We start from the raw sequence: 17,647 nt of genomic DNA on the forward strand, positions 1-17,647 counted from the left end.
CAAGCGTTTTTTTGCTTACTTTTTTTAGGCGTTTGTAAAAAAAGTGAGTCGCCGTCAGGCGAAACCGCCAGCCGCAGCACCCGAAGAAACGGATATTCACACGATCAAACCAAGAACCTGGTCGGCCCAAAGGCCGCCAAGTCAACGCGTCACCGCCGATCCTCAACCCGACCCTGACTCTGGCTCCAATCCGTCAACAAACTATAAGCCACCGCCAACAACGTAGGCCCGATAAACAACCCGATAAACCCGAACGCAATCAACCCGCCAAACACCCCAAGCAACACAATCACCAACGGCAGATTGCCGCCACGACTGATCAAATAAGGCTTCAACACGTTATCCACGCCACTGATGATGAACGTCCCCCAGATCCCGAGAAACACCGCCATCCCATACTCACCTTTCCAGGCCAGCCAGGCCGTGGCCGGAATCCACACCAGCGGCGGCCCCATCGGAATCAGACTCAGCAGAAAGGTCACGATCCCCAGTACCAACGCCCCCGGAACCCCGGCAATCAGGAAGCCGATCAACGCCAGAATCGCCTGTGCCGCTGCGGTACCGATCACCCCGTTGACCACCCGCTGCACGGTGCCGGCCACCAGCTCGATGTAATAGCCGGCCCGCTCGCCGATCAGCCGCTGCAGCAGACTGTGCACGAACGCCGCCAGCCGTGGCCCGTCACGGTAGAAAAAGAATACGAAAACAATGCTCAGGGTCAGCTCGAGAATCCCGCCGCCGATCTGCGCACTGCGCGCCAGCAACCAGTTGCCGACCTGCCCCAGGTACGGCTTGATCGACACCATCAGTGCCGCGCCCTGCTGATCAATGCTGTTCCAGACCCCGACCAGCCGTTCCCCCACCAGCGGCACCGTGCCCAGCCAGACCGGCGCCTCCGGCAAACCGTCGACCTGCACATCCTTGATGAACGCCGTGGCATCGCGCACATGATCGGCCAGGTTGAACCCCAGCCATACCAGAGGTGCCGCCACCAGCAACATCCAGCCCAGGGTCAAGATAGCCGCGGCGAGGGACTCACGGCCATTGAGCCAGCGGGTCAGCAGCACCATCAACGGCCAACTGGCGAACGCCAGCACCGCGCCCCAGAACAGCGCCGACCAGAACGGCGCCATCACCCACAGGCTGGCGCCAAACAGCACCAGCAGAAGGATTTGCACCAACAGCCGATCATTATTGAGCATGTAAGGTCTCGAAAAAGTCAGTCCGTCATAGAGTAGGCGAACATGCCAGGCATGCTCGCCCGCTACAGCTTATCGCAGCAGATCGATGCGCAGCCCCGCGCTGTCGGCGCTCCCCGCTTCCATCCGCGCCGCACGCACGCCTTGAGCGATCAGCGCCTGACGCCAGGCCTCGGCCTTCGGCCCGGAAATTGTCACGCGCTGGGTGGTGTCGAGATTCAGGCCACGAGAAATCAGGCGTAGCCAGGTGTCATCCGGATCGCCCGCCAGTTTCGGCAGATCCAGCTCACCCGTGCTCTTGAGCTGGCGCAACAGCGTGGCCGAGGTCGGCAGCAGCTCGCCCAGTGGCGCGCTCGCCTCGAACTGCTCGACATGCAGGTAGGCTTTGCGATTGCCTCGGGTGATGCTGTAGAGCGCCACCAGAGTGTTGTCCTGCGGTGCCGCCAGGCGCAACAGCAGATAGGCCTGCTGCTCGTCGGCGCCGTACAGCTGGGAATTGCCGAACACCTCGTTGGCCCACAGGCTGCTTTCGCCGCAGTCACGAGCCTGACACCAGAACAGCAGCTCGGCGCCCTGTTTCTGCAGGGCTTCGCGGGCAATGGTGAAGGCTTCGGTGGCGGCGTGTTCCGGTGGCAACTCGTAGGTTACCGAGGTGCGCTGGCCGCGCGCGGTGACCTGGCCGTCGAAGCGCAACTGCCCGCTGATCTTGCGGATCGAGCCCATGGGATAGATGCGCTCCTGCTCCACCGCAGGGCGATAGTCGACGATCTGCGCATCGGCCAGACGCGGCACGATCGGCAGATCCTGACTGCCCGGCACATCGGCGGCGAAAAGCACGGGACTGACCCAGCACAGTGCCAACAGACTGAGAGTGCGCATGGTCAGGCTCATTGGATCGGCAGGGCTTGGCGGGTCGGGGTCGCAGCGGTATAGCAATCCATCGTGGTTGTCTCCCATTTCAACCCGCCCAGCCTCGACAGTTGCCCGGTGCAAGTCAAGGAATGGCGAAGAAGCGATTGAAACAGTCTGCGACAAGGTCGGCACCGGACTCATCGTTCAGGTGCAAATGGTGCCCGCCCGCCAGCTGTTCCTGGCTAAAGGGTAGACGCTGCAGCAACTCAGGATGCTTGGCCAGCATGCCGTCGGCCGCCACCACCAGGTGCGCCGGGCAACTGATGCGCTGAACGAACGCCATGGCCTGCTCCTGGGTCAGGCGCAGCGGTGATGGCAAGGTCAGGCGATTGTCGGTGCGCCATGTATAACCACCGGGCACCGGCATCAAGCCGCGTTGCGCCAGCAGTTCGGCAGCTTCGCGACTGACCGCCACCAGGCCTTTCATCCGCGCTTCGATGGCGCGATCAAGGTTGGTGTAAACCGGTTTGCGCTTGTCGCGCAGGCCCAGTTGCGCCTGCAAGGCCATGCCCATGCGCTCGGCCGCATTTTCGCCTTTGTCTGTAGGCGGAATCACTCCGTCGATCAGTGCCAGATGGCTGATGCGCTCCGGCAACGAACCGGCCAGCACCAGCGAAACGATCGCGCCCATCGAATGCCCGAGCAGACCGAAGCGCTTCCAGCCCAGTTGCTCGGCGACCTGCAGCACATCATGAGCGTAATCCCATAGCGCATACCCGGCGCCATTCGGACGATGCCCGGAGTGACCGTGCCCGGCCATGTCCAGAGCAATGATGCGCAGGCCTTTGAGCCTGGGTGCCAGCCGCGCGAAGCTGTTGGCATTATCGAGCCAGCCATGCAGCGCGATCACTGGCAGACCGTCCTCGGGACCGAACAAATGCGCCGCCAGTTCGATATGCGGCAGGCTCAAGCGCACCTCTTCGAAGGTCGGGCTCATGCGCAATCCTTGTCCTGACGGCTTTCCCAGCGGCTGAACAGATTCTTCAACAGCCGCGCCGTGTCTTGCGGACGCTCCAGAGGAAACATGTGCCCGCCGGGCATGCTCAACAATTCACCCTGCGGCAGTCGCGACACGTAACTGCTGTGATGACGCATCACCACGCGGCTCTTGTGCCCGCGCACCACCGCCAGCGGCACTTTCAGTTGTCGCGTGCGGCCTGGACTGGTGTGCGGCACGCCGCGATAGATGCTGATTTCGGTGGCCGGGTCGAAGCGCAGACGCAACGTGTCGCCGACTTTGTGCAAGCCATGTTGCAGGTAAGCGTCGAAGCACTCCGGATCGAAACCGCGAAACAGGCTCTTGCCGGCAAAATAACGGCGCGCACTGTCGAGGTCGGCAAACTCTTCGCGACGGCCGAGAGTGCGACCGGCAGGCGTCAACTTGTCGATGAAGCCGAAGCGCTTGGCCGCGCGGATCACCCATTGATCGGTGCGGGTCAGCACCGGCGAATCGAGCATCACCACGCCGCGATACAGCTCAGGACAACGCAGGGCTGCGTGCAGGTGCAATACGCCGCCAAAGGAATGGCCGACGCCCCACACCGGTTGATCCTGCTGCTGCAAATGGTGGATCAGTTCATCGACCAGGTTGTACCAGTTGTCGTCCGCCGGGAAACGCGGGTCATGGGCGTGCTGCTCCAGATGCGTAACCCGATACTCGGGCGCCAGCGCCGCGAACAACTTGCCATAGGTGCCCGAAGGAAACCCGTTGGCGTGGGCGAAAAAGATCGGTTGCGACATACCGGTAAATCCATGAGCGGGAAACGTGGCGTTGATTGTCCGTAAGACTGCGCCTTACAGCAATGACCGTAACTGCCAGGAATGATGACAGTCCGGTCAGGGCTATGGTGAGTCAGTCGGATCGCTACCCCCTCACCCCAGCCCTCTCCCCCTGGGGGCGAGGGGAAAGGGAGCAGATCTCCATGCTTTTCCGAATCTTTATTCGACTCGGTATCTCAGGTCGATGTACTTCGAATAACCACTCGGTCAGTCCCCTCTCCCTCGGGGAGAGGGCTAGGGTGAGGGGCTTTTTCGACATCAACGTGCCGGCGGCTGCTCGCCAAGCGGCACCACAGCCATGGTCAGGCGCGACACGCAACTCGCCTTGCCTTCGTCGCTGGTCAAACGGATATCCCACACATGCGTGGTGCGGCCAATATGGATCGGTTTGGCCACCGCCGTCACCCGCCCGCTGCGCAAACCGCGCAAATGGTTGGCGTTGATCTCCAGCCCTACGCAATAGAACTTGCTGGCATCGATGCACAGGTAACTGGCCATCGAACCGACGGTTTCCGCCAGCACCACCGACGCGCCGCCATGCAGCAGGCCGTAAGGCTGGTGGGTGCGGTGGTCGACGACCATGCTTGCCGTCAACGACTCTTCGTCGAAGGACTCAAAGCGGATATCCAGCACTTCACCGATGGTGTTTTTCTGGATTGCGTTCAACTGCTCGATGTTCGGAGTGGTGCGCCACAAGCTCATCGCCGGCTTCCTTTATTGTTTTGATCGTCCGTCAATCCTGCCACAGCACCGCCTCGCTGCGCGCGCTCCATTCTTCAAAGCGTGCGCCGTAGGTGTCTTCGATGACGTTGCGCTTGATCTTCAACGTCGGCGTGAGAAAGCCGTTTTCCACCGCCCAGTTGTCCTTGACCACCACCAGCCGCCGCAGCCGCTCATGTTTGTCGAGTGCGGCGTTGACCTCTTCGAGGAGTTTTTCCAGGCTCGAATGCAGACTCGCCCGACCCTCGTCCTGATTGACCGTCGACAGCACGCACAAGCCCAGCGGCGCGCTCAGGCCATCGCCGACGACACACACCTGCTCGATCCGCGAATGCACCGCCAGACGGTTTTCAATCGGCGCCGGGGCCACGTATTTGCCTTTGCTGGTCTTGAAGATTTCCTTGAGCCGTCCGGTCAGACGCAAGCGCCCTTCGGCATCCTGTTCGCCCTTGTCGCCGGTGCGCAGGAAACCATCCTCGGTCAGGGTTTCGGCGGTTTTCTGCGGCTCCTTGAAATAACCGAGCATGTTCGCCTGACTGCGCACCTGCACCTCGCCGGACTCGTCGATCCGTACCTCGACCTGCGGGCACGGTTTGCCGATCCAGCCTTGTTTATATTGGCCGGGCAGACAGATGTGCGAATAACCGCAACTCTCGGTCATGCCATAGACCTCCAGCACTTCGAGGCCGAGCTTCTGATACCAGCCGAGCAAGGTTTGCGGCACTGGCGCCGCGCCGGACAAGGCGACACGCAAGGCATCCAGCCCCAGCCCGGCCAACACTTTGTGCCCGACGCGCTTGCCGACCCACGGCAGGCCCAAAAGGAAATCCAGACGCTTGGCCGGAATCTTGCCGTACACGCCCATCTGGAATTTGATCCAGATGCGCGGCACGCCGAACATTGCCGTGGGCCGCGCCCGCTGCAGATCGGTGATGAAGGTGTCGAGGCTTTCGGCAAAGAACACGGTTTGCCCGGTATAGATCGACGCCAGTTCGACGAACATCCGTTCGGCGACGTGGCACAAAGGCAGGTACGACAGCAGTCGATCGTTCTCGTTGAGACCGAACAACTGCGTGCCGTGGGTCGCGGCAAACCCGAGATTGGCGAAGCTGTGCATCACGCCCTTGGGCAGCCCGGTGGTGCCGGAGGTGTAGATGATGGTTGCCAGTTGCTCGCCTGCGGGACGCGGATCGTCCTGAATCGGTGAGCTCTGCTGCAGGTCGTCCCAACTGAAAGCGAACGCGCCGGGCGGATGCAGCGGCAGGCTGATGGTCGGCAGCCCCGGCGGAATGCCTTGGGACATCCCGGGCCAGTCATCGAGTTTACCGATAAACGCCAGCGCGCTTTCCGAATGGGTGAGGACCTGATTCACCGAGTCGGCGGTGAGGTTGGGATACAGCGGCACCGACACATGCCCGGCCATCCAGATCGCCAGATCGGCAATGATCCAGTGCGCGCAGTTTTTCGAGATCAGCGCGATGTGGCTGCCCTGCGGCAATTCCCGGGCGCGTAGCCAGTTTGCCGCGCAACGGGCCTGATGACCGACTTCGCCCCAGCTCAGGGTCTCGACCTGTCCGCCGCCGCTGGGCTGCACGAGAAAACGCTGGCGCGGGTGGCGCGCCTCACGTTGGTAAAAAACGTCCAGCGGCAAACGGAAGGCGGCAGGCATGCGACTCGCTCCTGTTTTTTGGTCTGGAGCAAGCGTAGTCAACCAAGCAAGTGCTTGGTTGGATTTTTCAAACAAATAATTTCAACTGACAATGAGGTCACCTGTGGGAGCGGGCTTGCTCGCGAATGCGCTGTGTCAGCCACTGTAAATGTCACTGATACACCGCATTCGCGAGCAAGCCCGCTCCCACAAGGGATCAGCGTCAAGGGTGCTTGAGGCTGTTGAGTTTCATAGAGCCAATCAACAGCTCAGGACTCTCCAGCTCGGCCAATCCCGCAGTGTCGACCCTTTCCGGCGGATACCCGGCGCCATGCTGCAGATAGCTCAGCAGATTGCCTACCAGCGGGTTATGGCTGACCAGCAGCGCATTGCTCACCGAGACCAATTGATCGGTGACCTTGTCCGGATCGGTCTCCGGGGTCAGCCAGTCAACGGTGCGAATCTCCGGCTCGAACCCCAACGCCTCGCGCACGATCTGCGCGGTCTGTTGCGCACGCAGATAAGGACTGGCGTAGATCGCCGTCAGAGGCTGGCCGACCAAGCGGTTGGCGCTGCGCAAGGCTTCCTCGCGTCCGTGTTCGGTCAGTGCCCGCTCGGAGTCGGGGCACGAGCCATAAGGCACCGCTTCACCGTGACGCAATACCCAGAGTTTCATAGCTTGGGTTCCTCATCGCGAACCGGATGCGGGGCTGGCGGCACGGCGTGCGGCGCTTCGCCTTCCGGGGTACGCGGGGTCGGCCAGTCGGCGAACGGCCAGGGTTTCTGGTCGCTGTGGAAGCTGCCGAAGCGGCCGATCTGCGCGAGAAACTGGCTGAGGCTGTCGCCGAAATTCATCAGGCTGGCGCTCGGCGCGCCGTAAATCAGACGATAGATCAGTTGCACCAGCACCAGCGCGCCGAGGATGAACTGCGCCACTTGCCAGACCAGCACGTAGACGATCATCCACAACACCCGCAGGAGAATGGATTCGTACTTGGCTTCGGTTTTCGGATCGTTCATGGCTCGCTTCCTGTTGAATCAGTTGAAACCGCTGGTGGAAATAAAGTCGACGTCGGTTTTCGGCTCGGCCCGCATCAGTAGACCGATCACCTGTTCCAGCGTGCGTCCCTCGAACAGAATCGCGTGCAGCCCGGCGACCAGCGGCATGTACACGCCCGCCTCCTGGGACTTGGCCTTGAGCACTTTCAGGGTGTTCACGCCTTCGGCGACTTCGCCCAGACGCGACACTGCTTCATCCAGGCTCAAGCCCTGGCCGAGGGCAAACCCGACCTGATAATTACGGCTTTTTGGCGACGAACAGGTGACCATCAAATCACCGACCCCGGCCAGACCGAGGAAGGTCATCGGGTTGGCGCCCTGATTCACCGCAAAGCGGGTCATCTCGGCCAAGGCGCGGGTGATCAGCATGCTCTTGGTGTTCTCGCCCATCTCCAGCGCTACCGCCATGCCGGCGATGATCGCGTAAACGTTTTTCAACGCGCCACCCAGTTCCACGCCAAAGCGGTCGGCACTGGCGTAGACGCGGAAAGTGCGGCCATGCAACGCCGCCTGCACCTGCTTGCACAGGTCTTCGTCTTCACTGGCGACCACGGTGGCGGTCAGCGCATGTTCGGCGATCTCGCGCGCCAGGTTCGGCCCGGACAGCACGCCGATGCGCGCCTGCGGGGCGATCTCTTCGAGGATCTGGCTCATCAGCTTGAAGGTCTGCGCTTCGATGCCCTTGGTCAGGCTGACCAGCATCTTGCCGCGCAGGCGCTCGGCATGCGCGGCAAGCACCGTGCGCAGGGCGCTCGAGGGCAGCGCGACGAAGCACAGGTCGCAGGCGTCGAGGGTGGCCTGCAGGTCAGTGACGGCGGTCACCCCCGGCAGAATCTTGATGCCCTTGAGGTAGCGCGGGTTCTCGCGATTGACCCGGATGGCCTCGGCCTGCTCGGGGTCACGCATCCATTGCCGGACTTGATGGCCGTTCCCGGCCAGCAGATTGGCCACGGCGGTACCAAAACTTCCGCCTCCCAGGACCGCAATCGGGCGCTGTTCAGTCATATGCAATCCGTTAATCCATACCAGTGGCGATGCCGGCATTATACGGGGCGACCGGGGCGCAGCCAGCCCCTGCGTCAATTACCGGCACTTGTCGGAAGAAGGCCAATAAAACCGAGGAAAATGCCCGCATCGCGACTGGAAAAGTCGCGGCCCTCGGTTAACATGCGCGCCAATTCTCTGTGTTCAAGGCTGTGCCGTGTCCTTTGGCTCTTCCCCATCGCGTTCGTCCCTGCTGCTGGCGCTACTATTGAGCCCGGTGTCGCAGGCGGACGACCTGTTTGTCGACAGCGAAACGCTGCCGCAGGTGCTGACGGCCACGCGCCTGAAACAGACTGCGGCGGAAGTGCCGGGGAGCATGAGCGTACTCGACAGCGAACTGATCAACGCCAGCGGTGCCCGCGACATCAGCGAACTGCTGCGCCTGGTACCAGGGATGATGGTCGGCAACATCAACGGCAATCAGGCGGCAGTCAATTATCACGGGACCAATGCCAGTGAGGCGCGGCGCATGCAGGTGCTGATCGATGGCCGTTCGGTGTACCGCGCCGGCCTTGCCACGGTGGACTGGAGCGATATTCCGGTGGCCATGGAAGACGTCGAGCGGATCGAGGTTTTTCGTGGCCCGAACACCGTCAGCTACGGCGCCAACGCACTAATGGCGGTGGTCAACATCATCACCCGCAACCCGGCGGACAGCCACGGCACACGCCTGAAGTACACGCGTGGCCAGCGCGGCATCAATGACTTCTACGCCAGCCAGGGCACCGGCTGGGATGGAGGCGATTTGCGTCTGTCGCTGTCTGGTCAGGAGGACGATGGCTTCGACAGCGACCGCAACGGCGGCGATTATCGCGACAGCCGCCGCTTGAACCGCTTCAGCCTCGCCGTCAGCCAGACGTTGAGCGACAACCAGAGCCTCGACTGGCAGGTCAACGCCAAGGACGGCAGCAATCAGCGACCTTATACCTACCGCCCAGTGTTCTCGGGGATTACCGCTGCCGGGAACAGTTCCGACGTGGTCGCCAAGGATTACGCCGGCTCGGTGCGCTGGAATCTCGACATCAATCCGCAACACAGCCTTTATGTACAAGGTTCGGCCCAGCACTGGGATCGTCAGCAGGTGTGGCGCGCTTGCGACGCCGAAGTGTCGTTCAGCCCGCAGCTGACGCAACTGTGGCAGCTCAACCCGAATTACACCGAACGCCTGGCGCGCAACATCACCCGTTTCACCGGCCCCGGTCCGGAAACCGGTACCCCGCAGGAAATGGCCCTGGCCAATCAGGTGCTGGACCAGTGGCGCAACGGTGCCAGTCAGACGCTGTGCGGCGACATCGACCAGAGCGCCCGCGAGTCGCGTTACGATCTGGAATTGCAGGACACCCTCAGCCTGTCCGACAGTCTGCGACTGGTCAGCGGCATGAACTATCGTTACGACCGGGCCGATTCCGAGACTTACTTCAACGGCACGCTGGACGACACCACCTGGCGGGCGTTCGGCCAGCTCGAGTGGCGCGCCAGCGAACACTGGCTGTTGCAGGGTGGCGCAATGTTCGAGAACACCCAATTGATCGGCAGCTCGCTGACGCCGCGTTTCGCAGTCAACTACCTGATCAACCCGCGCCATGGCCTGCGCGCGGTGTACTCGGAGGCGATCCGCTCGCCGGACATGTTCGAGAACAACGTCAACTGGAGCTATCAGGTGAGCAACCTGCGGCCCTCGGCCTACGGTCAGTCCTCGGCGCGCTACTTCGTCAAGACCCGCGGCCCGGGCGATCTCGATCAGGAACACATGCGCTCGCGCGAGCTGGGCTACAACGGCTATTTCGCCGAACTCGGGCTGGCGCTCGATGTGAAGCTGTTCTACGACGAGATCACCGGGATGATCAGCGAGCCGCTGCGCAACAACCAGTACATCGCCAGCAATGCCAACAGCTCGCGCTTTCGCGGCACTGAAACCCAGCTCGACTGGCGCGTGAGCCTGATCGATCGCCTGCGCTTGACCTACGCCTTCGTCGACGCCGAGGCGAGCAATCCGCAGGATCAGCAATTCACCTCGCGCAACAGCGGCTCCGCCGGTTGGCTGCGCGACTGGGGCCATGGCTGGAACAGCGCCCTCTTCTATTACGGCGACAATGCGCTCAACGGTTACCGTTTCAAACGGGTCGACACGCGCATCGCCAAACGCATCTCTCTGGGCAAGGCCCAGTTGCAATTGGCCGGCGTGCTGCAACAGCGGCTCGACAACGAGCCAACCACTTTCGTCGATAACAATTACGACGAACGCCGGGTGATGTACTTCAGCGCCGAGCTGGAGTTCTAGGGTGCGCTACGCGAAGGCAAACAAGGCGCCAACCCTTGGCCACTGGCTGGCCGGTGCCTGTCTGTTTTTGACCGCGTGGCTGCACGGCGTGGCGGTGCAAGCCGCCGACATTCTGTTGACCGGCGCTGAAGAAAGCCCTGGAGTGCAGGCGTTCGTCCAGGCCCTTAGCGAGCTGCGCCCCACCGATAACGTGCGCTTCCAGCCACTGGCCAGCCTGCCGACACCGGGCAAATTACCGAGCAATCTGCGGATGATTCTGCTCGACCTGCCCAGCCTCGATTGGCGCCTCAAAGAGCCGCAGGGACCGGCGACGCTGGTGTTGCGCATCAGCCGCCTGCAAGCCCGGCAGCGCCTGGCTGGCGCGCAACCGCCGCACTTGAGTCTGTTGTGGAGCGATCCACCGTTGGCGCGGCAACTGCAACTGATTCGGCGGATTCTGCCGCAGGCGCAGCGCGTCGGCGTGCTGTTCGACCAACACAGCGAATTCCTGCTCAAGGAGCTGCAACTGGCCGCCGCGCCATTGGACCTGCAAATCGTCAGTCAACGCTGGGACAACACTCAGGACAGCCGTCCGTTGCAGACAGTCCTGAGAAACAGCGATGTGTTGCTCGGCCTCGACGACCCCGACCTGTACAACCCGAAAACCGCGAAAAATCTGTTGCTCAGCAGTTACTCTCGGCAGACCGCCCTGATCGGGCCCAACGCGGCGTTTGTCCGCGCCGGCAGCCTGGCCAGCACTTACAGCGACCAGTCCGACTGGCTGGCGATCCTCGACGAATTGCTCGATCGGCCCCCGGCCTTGTGGCCACGAACGCTCTATCCGCAACGCTTTAAAGTTTCAACTAATGCGCAGGTCGCTCGTTCCCTGGGTATCGAGCCAATCAATGGAACGACTGTTGCCCGCCAGTTGGCTGAAGGAGAAAGCCACCCATGAATCTGCGTCGCCGCTGGGATATCAATACCCGCACGCAACTGATCAGCCTGGGCCCGGCACTGCTGCTGACGCTGTTGCTGATCAGCTTCTTTACCTTCGTGCGGATTCAGGATTTGCGTCAGGAGCTCAATCACACCGGGCAACTGATCGCCAATCAACTGGCCCCGGCCACCGAATATGGGGTGATCTCCGGCAACAACGAAGTGCTCGAAAGCCTGCTCAAGGCGACCCTGGCCACGCCGAACGTGCGTTTTATCGAAGTGCAGGACAGCGCCAACCGGATTCTGGCTTACGTGGAACAGCCCGCCGATGCGCATAACCGACCGCATCAGGTCGAGGTGTTCCAGGCCCCGGTGCGCCTGCAACGGATCGCCCTCAACAGCGATTTTTTCCATGACGCAAAAGCCAGCAACCACGTGACCAGCGAGGATTATCTGGGGCGGGTGATCGTCGGTCTGTCCAACGACGCCTTCAGTCAGCGCCAGCAGGAAATTCTGTTCAAGGCGGGAATTCTGGCGCTGTTCGCCCTGCTCTTCACCTTTGTCCTCGCGCGGCGTCTGGCCGGCAGCCTGTCGGCGCCGATCCGCGACATCGGCAACGCGGTCAAGGCGATTCAACAGGGTGATTACAAGATCCCGCTGCCGATCGTTGATGACACCGAACTCGGCGCGCTGTCGCAGCACATCAACAATCTCGCCCACGCTTTGGAGCAGGCCAGCCGCGAACAGCATCAGGCGATGGCGCAACTGATCCAGACCCGTGAGGAAGCAGAAAAGGCCAACAACGCCAAATCCGACTTTCTCGCGATGATGAGCCACGAGCTGCGCACGCCCATGAACGGCGTATTGGGCATGCTGCAATTGCTGGAAACCACGGACATGACCGAGGAGCAGGTCGAGTACGCCGCACTCGCCTCCGAGTCCACCGAGCATCTGCTGAAAGTCATCAACGATATTCTCGACTTCTCGCGGATCGAACGTTCGGAGCTGGAACTGGAGCACATTCCGTTCAACCTCGCCGACCTGATTGGCGCTTGTGCACAGTCGTTCCAGCACAGTGCGCTGCAGCGTGGTCTTGAGTTGAACCTGAGGATTCCCGAGGACCTGCGCGACTTGCAGGTGCAGGGCGATCCGACACGGATCCGGCAGATTCTGGTCAACCTGGTGGGCAATGCCTTGAAGTTCACCGAGCGCGGCCGCGTCAGCATCGAAGCGCAGTGGCAGCCGCTGGATCACGAATTACTCTGGTTCACCTGCTCGGTGCGCGACAGCGGCATCGGCATTTCGTCGGAGAGTCTGGAGCTGATGTTCAACGCCTTCCAGCAGGCCGACAGTTCGATCTCCCGGCGCTACGGCGGCACCGGCCTCGGTTTGCCGATCGCCCGCACCCTGGCCGAACGCATGGGCGGCACGCTGCGGGCACAAAGTGAAGAAGGCCTGGGCTCGGTGTTCACCCTGGAAATCCCGCTGGCCTTATATAAGCAGACAGCGCCGCCACTGGTGGCACCGCGCGCGGTCAACGGCAATGGCTATGGCGAGGGGCGCAAGGTGTTGCTGGTCGAGGACAACCCGGTCAACCAGACGGTCATCGAAGCGATGCTGCGCAGCCTGGGTTTTACCGTCGGCGTCGCCACCGATGGCGCGCAAGCGGTGCGCAGCGCCGAGGGCAATGATTACGAAGTGATTCTGATGGACTGTCGTCTGCCGGTCATCGACGGTTACGAGGCGACCCGGCAGATCCGCCAGTTGCCAGGTCGTGGCGACGTGCCGATCATTGCGCTGACCGCCAACGCCTTGCAGGGGGATCGCGAAACCTGCCTGTCAGCGGGAATGAACGATTATCTGGCGAAGCCGTTCAAACGCAACGACCTACAACAGATTCTGCAGCGCTGGGTCCAGTAGTGACAGTTTTTCGACCATCTGCGACTGGCATGAAAAGCGAAAGTGCGGCAGTCTTAGGCACCCGAACACGCCTCAAAAGAGGCTTGAATAAAAATTTCAGTGCACAAGTGTACATTCATGTCCTTGGTGCTGTGACTTTCACCACAACGCAATAGTCTATGAGTAGGCTGCCGGTACGAGGCATGAACGCGTCGATCGGCCGGGAAGATTTGCCCCACCTGCCGCATGGGATTATTGAGGAGCTCGCATGACCAAACAAAACGCCTTTACCCGGGAAGATCTGCTGCGCTGCAGTCGCGGTGAGCTGTTCGGCCCAGGTAACGCGCAATTGCCCGCCCCGAACATGCTGATGGTTGATCGCATCACCCTGATCAGCGAAGAAGGCGGCAAGTACGGCAAAGGTGAATTGGTCGCCGAGCTGGATATCAACCCTGACCTGTGGTTCTTCGCCTGCCACTTCGAAGGCGATCCGGTAATGCCGGGCTGCCTCGGTCTGGACGCCATGTGGCAACTGGTCGGCTTCTTCCTGGGCTGGCAAGGTCTGCCGGGCCGTGGCCGTGCACTGGGTTCGGGCGAAGTGAAATTCTTCGGCCAGGTCCTGCCGACCGCCAAGAAAGTCACCTACAACATTCATATCAAACGCGTCCTCAAGGGCAAGCTGAACCTGGCCATCGCCGATGGTTCGGTGACTGTCGACGGTCGCGAAATCTACACCGCCGAAGGCCTTCGCGTCGGCGTGTTCACCTCCACTGACAACTTCTAAGGGTTATTCGCATGCGCCGCGTCGTTATCACTGGTCTGGGCATTGTTTCGTGCCTGGGCAATGACAAAGAGACCGTCTCCGCTAACCTGCGTGCAAGCCGCCCTGGCATCCGGTTCAACCCGGAATATGCTGAAATGGGTCTGCGTAGCCAGGTTTCCGGCTCCATCGACCTCAACCTTGAAGAACTGATCGATCGCAAGATCTATCGTTTCGTCGGCCACGCGGCAGCTTACGCCTACCTGGCCATGAAAGACGCCATCACTGACTCCGGCCTGACCGAAGAGCAAGTGTCCAACCCGCGTACCGGCCTGATCGCCGGCTCGGGCGGCGCCTCGACCCTGAACCAGATGGAAGCGCTGGACATCCTGCGCGAGAAAGGCGTGAAGCGCGTTGGCCCTTACCGCGTCACGCGGACCATGAGCAGCACCGTTTCCGCGTGCCTGGCCACTCCGTTCAAGATCAAGGGCCTGAACTACTCCATCGCTTCTGCCTGCGCCACCAGTGCTCACTGCATCGGTACCGCCATGGAACAGATCCAGATGGGCAAGCAGGACATCGTCTTCGCCGGTGGCGGTGAAGAAGAGCACTGGAGCCAGTCGTTCCTGTTCGACGCCATGGGCGCTCTGTCCAGCAAGCGCAACGACACTCCGGAACAAGCCTCCCGCGCCTATGACGCCGACCGTGACGGTTTTGTCATCGCTGGCGGTGGCGGCATGGTCGTGGTTGAAGAGCTGGAACACGCACTGGCCCGTGGCGCCAAGATCTACGCCGAAATCGTTGGCTACGGTGCAACGTCCGATGGCTACGACATGGTTGCCCCGAGCGGCGAAGGCGCGATCCGCTGCATGCAGATGGCAATGTCTACCGTCGACACCCCGATCGACTACCTGAACACCCACGGCACCTCGACTCCGGTCGGCGACGTTGCGGAAATGAAAGGTGTGCGTGAAGTGTTCGGCGACAAGGCTCCAGCGATCAGCTCGACCAAGAGCCTGTCCGGTCACTCCCTGGGCGCCGCCGGCGTGCACGAAGCGATCTACTGCATGCTGATGATGGAAGGCAACTTCATTGCCGGTTCCGCCAACATCGACGAACTGGACCCTGAAGTGGCCGATCTGCCGGTGCTGACCAAGACCCGCGAGAACGCCACTATCAACACCGTGATGAGCAACAGCTTCGGTTTTGGCGGCACCAACGCCACGCTGGTGCTGAAGCGCTGGGAAGGCAAGTAATTCCCGCCCGCTGAGCCGCACATGAAAACGCCCCGACTGGTTCGGGGCGTTTTTTTTTGGCCTGCACAAACATAACCCCTGTAGGAGCTGCCGCAGGCTGCGATCTTTTGACTTTGATTTTTTAAAAACAAGATCAAAAGATCGCAGCCTGCGGCAGCTCCTACAGGGAGATTGATCGTTCCCACGCGGAGCGTGGGAACGACCAACAGCGGCTAGCGGTGCGTTTGAAAATGAAACTTCTGTCATGCAACCAACCGCCCTGCGACCGAATGTCGCGGATTTCGCGGGCTGCAGCACTGTTGCAGAAAACGCAACAACACCTTGCGCAAACAAGCCGTTTACTTAGCAAGCTAACAGATCATATAAAAGAGTCCTGCACACGCCTTGCTGCAGATAACTTGAGATTTGGAGCCAAGCAGATGACTGTAAAAGTGACTGAACGCGACGATTCACACATGTCCCATGAAGGCGTAGCCGCTGGTGTACGGATCTGGGATGTGCATCAACAAGACTTGCTGGTCGGCATGTTCCACAACGAGATCGACGCCCACAACTACAAGGCTGAACTCGAATTGCAAGAGCAGCAACGGGATCAGAAATCCGCCTGATTCAAAGCATCCAGGCAAACATCCATGTGGCGAGGGAGCTTGCTCCCGCTGGACTGCGCAGCTGGCCCTGTTCTCGATTGAAAAACAGGTCCGCTTCGCGCCCCAGCGGGAGCAAGCTCCCTCGCCACATTTGTCTTTGTTACGGCTTTATCGATTTACCACATCAGGTCGTCAGGGATCACATACGCCGCGTACGGATCGTCCTCGGTGCTGACCTCCTCGGTCTGCACGTTGAGCTGGACGATGCGCTGTGGGTCGCGCTCCTGGATCTTCAGCGCCGCTTCACGCGGGATCACTTCGTAACCACCGGCATGGTGCACGATGGCCAGCGAGCCGCTGCTGAGCTTGTTGCGCATCAGCGTGTTGACCGAGATGCGCTTGACCTTCTTGTCATCGACGAAGTTGTAGTAGTCCTCGGTGGTCAGCTTCGGCAGACGCGAGACTTCGATCAACTGCTTGACCTGCGCGGCGCGGGCCTTGGCCTCGGCTTTCTCCTGCTGCTGACGGTTCAGCTCCTGGTCGCGCTTGACCTTCTCGGCCATGGCTTCCTGAGCCGCGCGCTGCTGCGAATCATCCAGCTCGGCCTGCCCCTTGTGGGCCAGACGCTGCTGCTTCTGCTTGTCTTTGCTGACCTGCTTGGCCTGCTTCTGGTTGACCAGCCCTGCCTTGAGCAACTGGTCGCGAAGGGAAATACTCATCTAATCACTCACTTGGGCAAATGGCTCAGCCGCAGCCGGGCGTATTCTTTTCCTGACGTTTGGCTTCGCCCCACAAGGCGTCCAACTCTTCGAGGGTGCAATCTTCCATGGGACGACCGGTGTCGCGCAATGCCTGTTCGATAAAACGGAAACGTCTTTCAAACTTGGCGTTGGCACCGCGCAGCGTGGTTTCCGGATCGACCTTCAGGTGCCGCGCCAGGTTGACCACGGAAAACAGCAGATCACCGACCTCGTCGGCCACCGCCTGCGGATCGTTTTCCGACATCGCTTCGAGCACTTCATCGAGTTCTTCGCGCACCTTGTCCAGCACCGGCAGCGCCTCCGGCCAGTCGAAACCGACCTGAGCGGCGCGCTTCTGCAACTTGGCCGAACGCGACAGAGCCGGCAACGCGGCAGGCACGTCATCGAGCAGCGACAGTTGCTCGGGCGCGGCGGAATGCTCGGCGCGCTCTTCGGCCTTGATCTCCTCCCAGCGCTGTTTGACCTGTTCTTCACTCAAACGCGGCACGTCCAGCGGCGCATACGGATCACCGGTGGGAAACACGTGCGGGTGGCGACGGATCAGCTTGCGGGTGATGCTGTCGATCACCCCGGCAAATTCGAAGCGCCCGTCTTCCTTGGCCAGCTGGCTGTAATACACGACCTGGAACAACAGATCGCCGAGTTCGCCCTGCAGATGATCAAAGTCGCCACGCTCGATGGCATCGGCCACTTCGTAGGCTTCTTCGAGGGTGTGCGGAACGATGGTCGCGTAGGTTTGCTTGATGTCCCACGGGCAGCCGTACTGCGGATCGCGCAGACGGTTCATCAGGTGCAGCAGGTCTTCAAGTGAATACATCTGTCATGCC

At 61.1% G+C, this 17,647-nt stretch carries 17 protein-coding genes; 6 read left to right on the forward strand and 11 right to left on the reverse strand.

Annotation, left to right across the window (positions count from 1 at the left end; all coding sequences use genetic code 11):
- Positions 1-149: 149 nt before the first annotated feature.
- The 9 genes from ACXR0M_RS25510 to ACXR0M_RS25550 form a co-directional block, all read right to left on the reverse strand.
- Complete coding sequence (locus tag ACXR0M_RS25510; RefSeq protein WP_458834395.1) at positions 150-1,202, reverse strand: AI-2E family transporter; 1,053 nt, start codon at positions 1,200-1,202, stop codon at positions 150-152.
- Between the two features lie 69 nt (positions 1,203-1,271).
- Entirely contained in the window at positions 1,272-2,078 is an 807-nt protein-coding gene (locus tag ACXR0M_RS25515) for a DUF4892 domain-containing protein (protein WP_458834396.1), read from the reverse strand.
- 115 nt (positions 2,079-2,193) lie between these two features.
- On the reverse strand, positions 2,194-3,048 hold the full coding sequence (locus ACXR0M_RS25520) for an alpha/beta hydrolase (RefSeq protein WP_458834397.1): 855 nt from the start codon (positions 3,046-3,048) through the stop codon (positions 2,194-2,196).
- The gene (locus ACXR0M_RS25525) at positions 3,045-3,851 is read right to left on the reverse strand and encodes an alpha/beta fold hydrolase (protein WP_458834398.1); all 807 of its coding nucleotides are present in this window, start codon (positions 3,849-3,851) and stop codon (positions 3,045-3,047) included. The genes ACXR0M_RS25520 and ACXR0M_RS25525 overlap by 4 nt, the downstream gene beginning before the upstream one ends.
- 297 nt (positions 3,852-4,148) lie before the next feature.
- Positions 4,149-4,592, reverse strand: coding sequence for a hotdog fold thioesterase (locus ACXR0M_RS25530; protein WP_458834399.1), 444 nt, complete (start codon positions 4,590-4,592; stop codon positions 4,149-4,151).
- Positions 4,593-4,623: 31 nt separating this feature from the next.
- The gene (locus ACXR0M_RS25535; protein ID WP_458834400.1) at positions 4,624-6,279 is read right to left on the reverse strand and encodes an AMP-binding protein; all 1,656 of its coding nucleotides are present in this window, start codon (positions 6,277-6,279) and stop codon (positions 4,624-4,626) included.
- A gap of 202 nt (positions 6,280-6,481) precedes the next feature.
- Positions 6,482-6,934: a phosphohistidine phosphatase SixA gene (gene sixA / locus ACXR0M_RS25540; protein WP_458834401.1), complete on the reverse strand. Its 453-nt coding sequence runs from the start codon at positions 6,932-6,934 to the stop codon at positions 6,482-6,484.
- A complete protein-coding gene (locus ACXR0M_RS25545; protein ID WP_458834402.1) occupies positions 6,931-7,278 on the reverse strand; it encodes a DUF4389 domain-containing protein in 348 nt (115 codons plus the stop codon). Before ACXR0M_RS25545 ends, sixA begins: the two co-directional genes overlap by 4 nt.
- 18 nt (positions 7,279-7,296) lie before the next feature.
- Positions 7,297-8,322: an NAD(P)H-dependent glycerol-3-phosphate dehydrogenase gene (locus tag ACXR0M_RS25550; protein WP_458834403.1), complete on the reverse strand. Its 1,026-nt coding sequence runs from the start codon at positions 8,320-8,322 to the stop codon at positions 7,297-7,299.
- A 196-nt stretch (positions 8,323-8,518) separates the two neighbouring features.
- Between ACXR0M_RS25550 and ACXR0M_RS25555 the strand changes: the two genes are divergently transcribed.
- The 6 genes from ACXR0M_RS25555 (at position 8,519) to ACXR0M_RS25580 (ending at position 16,080) form a co-directional block, all read left to right on the forward strand.
- Positions 8,519-10,642, forward strand: a complete 2,124-nt coding sequence (locus ACXR0M_RS25555; RefSeq protein ID WP_458834404.1) for a TonB-dependent receptor plug domain-containing protein — start codon at positions 8,519-8,521, stop codon at positions 10,640-10,642.
- Position 10,643: 1 nt separating this feature from the next.
- The gene (locus ACXR0M_RS25560; protein ID WP_458834405.1) at positions 10,644-11,576 is read left to right on the forward strand and encodes an ABC transporter substrate-binding protein; all 933 of its coding nucleotides are present in this window, start codon (positions 10,644-10,646) and stop codon (positions 11,574-11,576) included.
- A complete protein-coding gene (locus ACXR0M_RS25565; protein ID WP_458834406.1) occupies positions 11,573-13,477 on the forward strand; it encodes a response regulator in 1,905 nt (634 codons plus the stop codon). The genes ACXR0M_RS25560 and ACXR0M_RS25565 overlap by 4 nt, the downstream gene beginning before the upstream one ends.
- Positions 13,478-13,724: 247 nt before the next feature.
- Entirely contained in the window at positions 13,725-14,240 is a 516-nt protein-coding gene (gene fabA, locus ACXR0M_RS25570) for a 3-hydroxyacyl-[acyl-carrier-protein] dehydratase FabA (protein ID WP_003227150.1), read from the forward strand.
- A gap of 11 nt (positions 14,241-14,251) precedes the next feature.
- A complete protein-coding gene (gene fabB, locus ACXR0M_RS25575) occupies positions 14,252-15,472 on the forward strand; it encodes a beta-ketoacyl-ACP synthase I (protein ID WP_007968959.1) in 1,221 nt (406 codons plus the stop codon).
- Between the two features lie 419 nt (positions 15,473-15,891).
- A complete protein-coding gene (locus ACXR0M_RS25580) occupies positions 15,892-16,080 on the forward strand; it encodes a hypothetical protein (protein ID WP_458834407.1) in 189 nt (62 codons plus the stop codon).
- 155 nt (positions 16,081-16,235) lie between these two features.
- Here the strand turns inward: ACXR0M_RS25580 and ACXR0M_RS25585 are convergent, their stop codons facing one another.
- Together ACXR0M_RS25585 and mazG are read right to left on the reverse strand one after the other, a co-directional pair.
- Entirely contained in the window at positions 16,236-16,778 is a 543-nt protein-coding gene (locus tag ACXR0M_RS25585; RefSeq protein ID WP_458834408.1) for a DUF2058 domain-containing protein, read from the reverse strand.
- Between the two features lie 25 nt (positions 16,779-16,803).
- The gene (gene mazG, locus ACXR0M_RS25590) at positions 16,804-17,637 is read right to left on the reverse strand and encodes a nucleoside triphosphate pyrophosphohydrolase (protein ID WP_458834409.1); all 834 of its coding nucleotides are present in this window, start codon (positions 17,635-17,637) and stop codon (positions 16,804-16,806) included.
- Positions 17,638-17,647: the final 10 nt, after the last annotated feature.

The sequence above is a fragment of the Pseudomonas sp. Eth.TT006 genome, assembly GCF_054456575.1.